Raw genomic sequence first — 10212 nt, 5'->3', positions numbered from 1 at the left:
GATGAGTTGCGAGAACGCTTAACCGAGTGGGTAGCTTACTACAACCACCAACGCTATCATGAATCACTCGAGAATGTGCGTCCGGCCGACGCTTACTGGGGTCTCCAAGAGCAAATCGTGGCTGAACCAGTTATCGCTGCTTAAACGGCGGAAAAATCATATTTTTCAGCGTCTACAACGTGTTTAAAACCGTCTCTTCTCTTTTCACTCGCATCTGTCCATTTTAGGTTGACGATATACAGTGTCGCTCTTTACGTGTCTTTTGATCAGTACAAGCGCGTTGTAGTTCTGGACTCCAGTGATCGGGGCAAATTTTGTGGCCTGTCGAGTACTTAAGACGAGTGTTATTAAACCGATACAATAAGAGAATGTAAGTAGCGGTATCTGATTGGGGACGGTCAAGTACGAACTTAACTTCATTTAAGGTAGCCATTTGGTGTTGCTGTTTGTCTGTACACCTTAAATTTAAGCAACCTGTAAATAAACATCAATAGTTACGGACGGAATATCTTTACTAAACCGAATATTAAACCGTTCGGCACAATAAAGAAAAACGCCCTAACTAGCTCATAAATAGCACTTTAGCTATCAGACTAATTAGGGCGAGTTTGTTAGGAGGTGACCGATACGGGAATCGAACCCGTGTTACCGCCGTGAAAGGGCGATGTCCTAACCGCTAGACGAATCGGCCGTCTTGTGTCTAAGACCCAACATTTTGGCTTATTAGCCGCTACGTTGGCGAAACGTGGTGCAAAGGTACGGGTATGTTTTTATAATGCAATATGCAGCTGCAAAATTTTAGCAAAAAAAGGGTTTCTACCTGTTTTCCTGCTATTTTTGAGAAGATTAGCGTTTCATCATTTTCTCCTTCATGAAATCAGTTTTCTTCTGTATGTGTCTCATTGCCGCTACTAACGTAGCGGCTGGTCAGACAACCACTTCATCAAGCTCCGTAGTTGATTCACCTGATAAATTTCTTGGCTATGCTATTGGCGAACGCTTTACGCCCCACTACCGCGTATTAGCCTACGCCGAACAGGTGGCTCGTCAACGCCCCAATCGCGTAAAACTCCTTCCTTACGGCACCACACACGAAGGGCGACAGCTGATGGTGATTGCTATCAGTTCGGAAGCTAATATGGCCCGACTTGAAGAAATTCGGACGAATAATTTGAAACGTATTGGCCTGCTCGACGGAACGCCAACCCCAACTTCTCAGCCCCCGATTGCCTGGCTTAGCTACAACGTTCACGGAAATGAAGCTGTTAGCTCGGAGGCTTTTATGGAAGTTCTCTACCGGCTACTCAGTCCAACGGATGCCGTTTCGCAGAAAATTATCAATTCAACTATTGTACTGCTCGACCCCGGCCTCAATCCCGATGGGCATGACCGCTACGTGAACTGGTACAACCAGATGGTAGGACGTAGCGCCGACCCAACTCCCTCGGCCCGCGAACATAACGAACCCTGGCCCGGTGGTCGTTATACGCACTACCTATTCGACCCAAACCGAGACTGGGCGTGGCAAACGCAGGAAATCACGCAACAACGCATGGCGCTCTATCAACAGTGGATGCCGCATCTGCACGGTGATTTCCACGAAATGGGCGTCGAGAGCCCCTATTATTTTGCGCCATCGGCAAAGCCCTATCACGAAGACATTACACCTTTCCAGCGGAAATTCCAGCAAACCATTGGTGAATATTGCAGCCGATATTTCGACCGGAACGGCTGGCTGTATTACACACGCGAACGATTCGACTTGTTCTATCCCAGCTATGGCGACACGTATCCAACCTACAACGGTGCTATCGGTATGACCTTCGAACAAGGCGGCAGCGGACGGGCCGGGCTGGCCATCGAGAAAGCCGACGGTGATACGTTAACCCTTCGACAACGTATTGACCATCACTACGCGGCCAGCATTGCTACGTTAGAATCCGTAGCCGACCGGCCAGCCGAAATCGTAAAGGAGTTTGGCCAGTTTTTCGATAAAGCAAGGAACACGCCCATTGGTACGTATAAGAGTTACGTTATCAAATCGCCGAAAGATGATAACGGTGGCCGAGTGAAGGCGCTTCTTCAGTTACTGGAACGTAACAAAATCCGGTATGGCTATGCTGGTAAATCTACAACTGCACCTGGTTACAACTACAACTCGCAGAAAAACGACAAAAGTGTAACTATAGCCGCCGAAGATGTGGTTATCAGCGCCTATCAACCCAAATCGACACTGCTGAAAATTCTTTTTGAGCAAAATTCAGCGCTCGAAGATTCTGCTACGTATGACATTACAGCCTGGTCGTTACCATATGCATTTGGACTGCAAACATATGGTTTAACAACTCGCCTGGAGCCATCCAGTACAATGTCCGTTCCGACTGCGCCCGCTTCGTCAACTACGGCGGCTTCATCCAGAGCGTATGCCTATCTAATTAAATGGAAATCATTACCAGCCGCTCAAACGTTGGCTGCGCTGCTGAAGCAGAAAATCAGGGTGCGGGCTGCCGAAAAACCATTTGAACTGGATGGCAAAACCTATCCGTCGGGTACGCTGATTGTACCACGCGCCGGCAACGAACGACTTGGCGATCGGTTCGATGGGATTGTGAAGCAGATCGCTACGATGACCGGTTCCGGATTTGAACCTGTTCAGACAGGCTTCGTTGCAAAGGGTTCTGATTTTGGGTCTGATTTTGTTACGGGTTTGAAAGCTCCACGTGTGGCGCTGGTTATGGGCGAGGGCACTCCTCCCCCATCGGCTGGAGAAGTCTGGCATTTTTTTGATCAGGAACTGAACTACCCCATTACGTTGGTCGATGGAAATTCACTGGGCAACGTAGAATGGAACAAACTCGACGTATTGATTTTGCCAACCAATTATAACTACGCCCGCTTTCTGAACGACCGGGTGCTGTCGTCGCTGAGAGAGTGGATTCGGGCGGGCGGCAAGCTGATCGCAATGGAACGGGCTGCTGCTTTCCTAGCCGGGCGGGATGGGTTCGAATTAAAGGAAAAAGCGGCACAGGAAGGCGATAAAAAAGAGAAAAAAGGCAACGCTATTGACTCGGTTAAACTATACGCCGACCGGGAACGTACCGCCATCTCCGACGATATTCCAGGTAGTATTTACCGGGTCAATGTCGATACGTCGCACCCGTTGGGTTTCGGTCTGACTGACGGGTATTACACATTGGTGCAAAACGCGTTCAATTTTGACTTTCTGAAAGATGGCTGGAACGTAGGGTATCTGAAAAACGATAACTACGTCGCTGGTTTTTCGGGACGTAACGCCAGAGAGAAACTAAAAAATACGTTGCTAATGGGTGTTCAGAATGTTGGACGAGGGAGCATCGTATATCTGGCCGACGATCCGTTGTTTCGGGGTTTCTGGTATAATGGCAAACTGCTATTCAGCAACGCCGTTTTCATGGTCGGGAACTAGTTTATGGCTATGATTAGCGCTTTTTTTAACTGTAAAGGTCGCTAAGGTATACGCAAAGAAACACAGCGTACTTCGTGATCTTTGCGTAGGCCCTAGCGACCTTTACGGTTAAAAAATTACTTTCAGTAAAAAAAAGCCGCCTTCCCTTTTTATTACGTACCGTTTCTTAAACTCACTGATTTGGTGAAACTTATCCTGCCAATTTTCCTTATCGTTTTATCAGTTAGCCCTTTGGTGGTACGGGCGCAGAAGAAAAATGAAAAGTACCAGCTCCACATCAACCGGGCTCAATCGCCAATCGTAATCGATGGAACAGTAGACGAGTCCGCCTGGCAGGCCGCCGAAGTCGCCACCGATTTCTGGATGGTGCTGCCGATGGATACCAGTAAAGCGCAGGTACGAACCGAAGTGCGCATGGCGTACGATGACCATAACGTTTACCTGAGCGCCGTTTGTTTCCACGGCTACGTAGAAGGGCCATACATGGTTGAATCGCTCCGGCGCGACTGGGCGTTTACCAAAAATGATAATTTCATTTTTTTCATGGACCCCTTCGACGACCAGACCAACGGGTTTACCTTCGGGGCGAATGCTGCGGGCGCTCAGTGGGATGGCCTATTGTATGAAGGTGGTAAAGCGAACCTTAGCTGGGATAATAAATGGACATCGGTAGTCAAAAATTACGCCGATCGTTACGTTCTAGAACTGGCTATTCCCTTCAAAACCATTCGCTATAAAAAAGGCATCAGTCGCTGGGGAATCAATTTCAGTCGGTTGGATTTAAAAACCACTGAAAAATCTTCCTGGACACCCATTCAGCGTCAATTCCCAACGGCTTCACTGGCCCTAACCGGCGTATTGATCTGGGATCAGCCACCGCCACAACCGGGTCCGAATATCTCGATTATTCCCTATGCTCTTGGGGCGCTGACGCGCGACTATCAGAATAATGTGCCCAATCAATATCGTTTCGACGCGGGCCTCGATGCGAAGGTAGCCGTTACGTCGTCGCTGAATCTGGACCTGACTGTGAACCCAGATTTCTCGCAGGTAGATGTTGACCAGCAGGTGACCAATCTCGACCGTTTCGAGCTTTTCTTCCCCGAACGGCGACAGTTTTTTCTCGAAAACGGCGACCAATTCACCAATTTCGGCTACGACCGTATCCGCCCGTTTTTCAGCCGACGTATCGGGTTGGGTGGCGTACCAATCCGCTTCGGGGCTCGTCTCAGTGGTAAGCTAAACAAGGACTGGCGCATGGGGCTCATGGATATGCAGACGGGCAAAGTTGATGAAACGGGCCTGCCCGCTCAAAACTTCGCTGTATTTGCGTTGCAACGGCGCGTTTTTGCTCGCTCGAACATCGGAATGATGTTCGTCAATAAAGAATCGCTTTCGTATACGCCAACGCCCGACAAACCGGTTTATTCACGCTACAACCGCAATCTTGGGTTTGAATATAATCTGGCTTCGGCGAACAATCTATGGGCAGGTAAAGCATTGTATGTCAAATCATTCCGACCTGATCAACCCGGCGACGACGCGGTTTATGCGGGTAATCTACAATATACAAGCCGCAAATGGCTGATTGGTAGTCAGGTCGAAGCGGTTGGCAGGAACTACACAGCCGAAGCGGGTTACGTTCCGCGTCTGGGTTACGAACGCGGTATGGCTACGTTGGGTTACACATTTCTGCCGTCGGGCGGTAACGTACTGAACCACGGGCCTTTGCTGACATCAACGTATTTTTTCGATCCAAACTGGAAACAGAGTGATAACGAAAGTATTCTGAGTTACGCCTTTACGTTCCGCAGCCGCAGTACGTTCACGGGCTGGGTCGCTACCGATTACGTTCGGCTCCTACAACCCTTCGACCCTACGAACACCGGTCGCGAAACGCTAGCTGCCAATACAGAGCACAACTGGACAGCCTGGGGAACCGAGTTTATTTCCAAACCGCAAAGTGTATTTACGTACGGATTTACAACGCGATATGGTGGTTATTATGAAAACGGAACCCGCCTGAACCTGACCGCTACGTTAGGGTACCGTATTCAGCCTTACGTAAGTCTGGCGGCTACGGCAAGCTACAACGACATTCGGTTACGTCAGCCCTGGGGTCGTACTACGTTCTGGCTAATCAGTCCCCGTTTCGACTTTACGATGACTAATACGTTGTATCTCACTACGTTTGTTCAATATAACGAGCAGCAGAAAAACATGAACGTGAACGCCCGGATTCAGTGGCGCTACAAACCAGCCTCCGACTTTTTCCTGGTGTATACTGATAATTATTTACCCAATTCAGGCCAGATTGGGCAGGACGTACCGGGCTTTTTCTCGGTCAAAAACCGGGCCTTGGTTCTGAAATGGACGTATTGGTGGAATCTTTAAGCGTACGGCTTTAAACAAACTGAATTTGTGCTAGTTATTTGTGCAGCCTGCCAACTAAAGGCAGTACATATCCTACACAAAAACCAATCAACGTTTATGAAAGCGCTAGTAAAATTTCTCCCGATGGCCTTAGTCGCCTTCTTTCTTACTTTCTTACTATCCAGTTGCGAAGTAGTTGGTGATATTTTTCAGGCGGGTGCCTGGACCGGTGCTATCCTGGTTATTCTGGGAATTGGTATCGTTATCTGGCTCGTATCCAAGCTATTTGGTGGCGGCAACTCCTGATGATTTTCCTGTTGAATGCAAAAAAGGTTGCTTCCTAATTATCGGATGCAACCTTTTTTATATTGTTGAAAACGCTACGTTACGCCACCAGCTCAAGCAGTCCGTCGCGTTGAAGAACAGCTCGCTGGCGTTCGCTGAGGTCATCCGAAGCCCGCATAAGAGGTAAGCGTACTTCTGCGGAAATTAGGTTGAGAATTTCCATGATGTTCTTTACACCAACCGGATTTCCTTCTTCATAGAGGAGTGGATCGATACGTAGGAAATGGCCCAATTCTTTCTGAGCAAAAGCAAAATCACCTCTCAGCGCGGCATCGATCATACCCGAGAATTTAGCGGGGAATGCGTTGGCAATCACCGACATAACGCCTACTCCACCAATGCTGATGAGAGGAACAGCTTGTACGTCGTCGCCGGAGATGAGCAGAAAATCGTCGGGTTTATCACGTACAATTTCCATGCATTGCTCAATGACGCAGGAAGCTTCTTTTACGCCGATAATGTTGGGATGCTGTGCCAATTCGCAAATGGTTTCGGCGGACATGTTAATCCCCGTCCGGAACGGAATATTATACAGAATTACCGGTACGGGGCTGGCATCGGCAATGCGGGTAAAGTGTTCAATGACACCACGTTTACCAGGTTTGTTATAGTAAGGGCAAACTGACAGAATAGCGTCTACGCCTTCAAAATCAATATCTTTCATGCCCGACACTACGTCGGATGTTACGTTACCGCCAACGCCAAATACAATGGGAAGATTGCTCGAGTTGTTTTCCTTGAGGTATTGCAGCAACTGTTTCTTTTCCTGCTTCGTCACCGTTGGCGATTCGCCGGTGGTACCCTGCAGGACAACGTAACGGACACCTCCTTCGGAGATGTGTCGGATAATGCGACCAAAGCCGTCGAAATCAATTGACTGGTCGGCATTGAAGGGCGTCACAATGGCGACGCCGACGCCGTGAAATTTGGTTTCCATTCGCGGAGACAAAAATGTATGTTACCACAAAGTTACGGGAATTTAGTGGTGAGTTCCGCGTTTAGGCCACGACTTCCGCAGAGAAATCTTTCGGAACAAAGTTGGCGAGTGTCTTTAACTCAAATACTTCATCATGAATGGAAGCCACAAAAAGTCCTGCCCTCTGCGCTTCTTCACGCTGTTCCTTTGAGCCACTGACACAGGCAATTACCCCGTATAACTTCTTACTGGCGTGTTCAGGATGCAGCCGCCGAAATCGGTCAATTGTTTTCAGCGTTTGGTCAATATCCCGTTTTCGAAGATGACTTTTTACTTCAACAATCACTGCTATATTGGCGTCTCTGTTCGCTAGCCCCAATACATCAATTTCCAAGGTATCAGCCCCAGCCTGGGTAGTGTAATTCGTGGTTACGGTAGTTACGCCAAACTGTTTCCGAAGGACTTTGTCCATCGACGGAAAGGCCATCCCCTCGGTAAACGTACCAAATTTATTGCCGATGTCGCCCACGATTTTAGCGACACGGCTTATTTCCTTATCGTTCTCACGCTGCTGTTCTGTAATCTCACGCTGCTTCTCGGCAACTTCTTTCAGAATGGCTCGAATATCTTCAAAACCAGTATTGGACTCCATTTGAACTCAGATTATTTAGCGTATTGAAGACGGTAAAATGGAAAAAAGTAACGCTTTACAATAACGTAGCGTGGGTAGAAACCCGCAGTTGGTCTGTATGCTGCGGGTTTTCACCTGCGTTACGTTAGTACATAAAGATAGCCGACCGCAGCTACACCTCCAGCATCGCCAGAAACTCATCTTCGCTAATCATTGGTACGTTGAGTTTCTGCGCTTTATCGACTTTCGACGGGCCCGCGTTCTCGCCGACAATCAGGTAGTTCAATTTTTTGGAGATGCCGCTCAACAGTTTACCACCGTTGGCCACAATCCGGCTTTCCAGTTCTTCACGGGTGAAATTGGCGAAGGTTCCGCTATATAGAAAGGTTTTGCCAGCTAACGTATCACCTTCCTGTTCAACCACTTTCTTTTCACCAACAAACTGCAATCCCGCTGCTCGAAGCCGCTCTACATACGCACGATTATCAGCGTCGGAAAACCAGGCGACAATGCTTTCTGCGATACGTGGACCCGTGTCAGGAACGGCTAGTAGTTCGTCCAACGTAGCATTCATGATGGCATCCATCGAGCCAAAATAATCGACTAGTTTTTCGGCGGTAGTGTTACCAACGTAGCGTATCCCCAACGCAAACAATACGTTAGCCAGGGGCTGCGCTTTCGACCGTTCAATAGCCGTCAGAATATTTTCAACCGTTTTCTCGCGGAAACTCACTACCCGTTTTTTGCCCGGAATCACTTCGCTGGTTGCAGGGTCCATTGTTTCTTCCTCAATAAATACTTTTTCAATGCCCAGCAATTTATCAAACGTAAGGTCATATAAATCAGCGGGTGTTTCGACTAAGCCTCGGTCGATGAGCAGTTCAATTTTCCCTTCGCCCAAGCTTTCGATGTTCATGGCCCGACGCTGGATAAAATGCTCAAAACGACTCTGGCGTTGCGGTGGGCATCCGCGTTCGTTGGGGCAATAAAAATGCGCTTCGCCTTCTTTCCGAATTAGGGGCGTACCACAGGCCGGGCAGGTTGTCGGGTAAATAATCGGCTGGCTCTGCTCCGTACGTCGGTTCAGGTCTACGCCGGTTATTTTCGGGATAATTTCGCCCCCTTTTTCGACGAATACGGTATCGAACAACCGGACACCTAACCGCTCGATTTCATTGGCGTTGTGCAGCGAAGCCCGCTTCACGGTAGTACCAGCCAGCAGTACTGGTGTTAACAAAGCCACCGGCGTTACGGCTCCCGTCCGGCCGACCTGATACCGGATTCCATTTAAAACCGTACTGGCAGCCAAGGCTTTATATTTGAACGCAATGGCCCAGCGCGGACTTTTTGCCGTATAACCCAGTTCGCGCTGCTGATCGTAACGATTCACCTTGATAACGATTCCATCGGTGCCCAATGGCAGGTCGAATCGTTTGGTTTCCCACTCATTAATATAATTCATTACGTCCCGGATGTCAGCGCATTTTCGCCAGGTCGGCGATACGTTAAATCCCCACTCTTTCATGGCAATCAGGCTTACTTCGTGCGTCTGGAAGATGTCCTGTTCAGACAGAAACGAATAGATATAACAGTCCAGTCGCCGACGAGCCACGGCTCCAGAATCCTGCTGTTTGAACGTACCGGACGCTGCGTTACGTGGGTTAGCGAGCAGTGGTTCGCCAATATCTTCCCGTTCCTTATTAATCCGATTGAACTCAGCCAACGGCAAAAAACCTTCCCCCCGAACTTCGAAAAGCGCAGGGATTTGAGCTTCGGGCAGAGGGCCTTGGGCGGAGGGTGTTACGTTGCTGTCGAAGGAAAGAGCCAACTGCCCTTCAGCTTCTTTATCAATACCCTTTTCCCCGTGCCCTCTCCCCTTTCCTCTCTGCCACTCCACACGTAGCGGTACCGTTCGGATGGTACGTATGTTGTTCGTGATGTCATCACCACGCACGCCATCGCCACGGGTCGCGCCCTGAATCAGAACGCCATTTTCGTAGGTCATGCTGAGGGCGACACCGTCAAATTTCAGTTCGCAGACATATTCATAAGGCTGTCCGTTCAGGCCCTTACGGACGCGGTTGTCGAACTCAATTAAATCGCTTTCTGAGTACGTATTGCCCAGCGAGAGCATCGGAAAGCGGTGATATACCGTCGCAAACTCCTTACTGATAGCCCCCCCCACGCGGACCGTCGGCGAATCAGATCGACGAAATTCTGGATACTGTTTTTCCAGCTCAGTAAGTTCGGTCAGCAGCTGATCGAATGTAAAATCATCTACTTCCGAAAGGCTGTTCTGGTAATACTGATAATTGTAATAATTCAGACGATCTGAGAGTTCGGCAATACGTTCCTGGGGCGTCATGGAAATCTGGCAAATTAGTTACTTAGTAAATCTGGCACTTTTTGGAGTCGGCAATATTGGGTTTGTTTCCTCGTTCAAGCAAAAAAATAGTAGTTTTACGGAACAAAAAAATCAGCAAGTTCTAGAAAGGGCATTGT

General features: G+C 48.7%; 7 protein-coding genes and 1 tRNA gene. 4 read left to right on the top strand and 4 right to left on the bottom strand.

Annotated features, from left to right (window positions below; all coding sequences use genetic code 11):
• Window positions 1–6: 6 nt before the first annotated feature.
• Complete coding sequence (locus IC229_RS28410; protein WP_190891298.1) at window positions 7–144, top strand: hypothetical protein; 138 nt, start codon at window positions 7–9, stop codon at window positions 142–144.
• A gap of 475 nt (window positions 145–619) precedes the next feature.
• Here the strand turns inward: IC229_RS28410 and IC229_RS28405 are convergent.
• Window positions 620–691 (bottom strand) — tRNA-Glu (locus IC229_RS28405).
• 180 nt (window positions 692–871) lie between these two features.
• On the opposite strand from IC229_RS28405, the gene IC229_RS28400 reads away from it, so the two are divergent.
• The 3 genes from IC229_RS28400 to IC229_RS28390 all read left to right on the top strand — a co-directional run bounded on the left by IC229_RS28400 (window position 872) and on the right by IC229_RS28390 (window position 6124).
• Window positions 872–3445, top strand: a complete 2574-nt coding sequence (locus tag IC229_RS28400; protein ID WP_190891290.1) for a M14 metallopeptidase family protein — start codon at window positions 872–874, stop codon at window positions 3443–3445.
• A gap of 183 nt (window positions 3446–3628) precedes the next feature.
• Complete coding sequence (locus IC229_RS28395) at window positions 3629–5839, top strand: carbohydrate binding family 9 domain-containing protein (RefSeq protein ID WP_394355990.1); 2211 nt, start codon at window positions 3629–3631, stop codon at window positions 5837–5839.
• Between the two features lie 96 nt (window positions 5840–5935).
• Window positions 5936–6124 carry a hypothetical protein gene (locus tag IC229_RS28390; RefSeq protein WP_190891286.1) on the top strand — a complete coding sequence of 63 codons (189 nt, stop codon included), beginning with the start codon at window positions 5936–5938 and terminating at the stop codon, window positions 6122–6124.
• Window positions 6125–6203: 79 nt separating this feature from the next.
• On the opposite strand, the gene dapA is transcribed toward IC229_RS28390, so the two are convergent.
• The 3 genes from dapA to ligA form a co-directional block, all read right to left on the bottom strand.
• Window positions 6204–7100 carry a 4-hydroxy-tetrahydrodipicolinate synthase gene (gene dapA, locus IC229_RS28385; protein WP_190891284.1) on the bottom strand — a complete coding sequence of 299 codons (897 nt, stop codon included), beginning with the start codon at window positions 7098–7100 and terminating at the stop codon, window positions 6204–6206.
• A gap of 61 nt (window positions 7101–7161) precedes the next feature.
• The gene (locus IC229_RS28380) at window positions 7162–7731 is read right to left on the bottom strand and encodes a DUF3782 domain-containing protein (RefSeq protein ID WP_190891282.1); all 570 of its coding nucleotides are present in this window, start codon (window positions 7729–7731) and stop codon (window positions 7162–7164) included.
• A gap of 151 nt (window positions 7732–7882) precedes the next feature.
• Complete coding sequence (ligA, locus tag IC229_RS28375; RefSeq protein WP_190891281.1) at window positions 7883–10075, bottom strand: NAD-dependent DNA ligase LigA; 2193 nt, start codon at window positions 10073–10075, stop codon at window positions 7883–7885.
• Between the last annotated feature and the right edge of the window lie 137 nt (window positions 10076–10212).

Source organism: Spirosoma profusum, from assembly GCF_014699005.1.
GTDB lineage: Bacteria > Bacteroidota > Bacteroidia > Cytophagales > Spirosomataceae > Spirosoma > Spirosoma profusum.
Note: the sequence above shows the minus strand (reverse complement) of the source record. Positions and strands in the feature narration are given on the sequence as shown.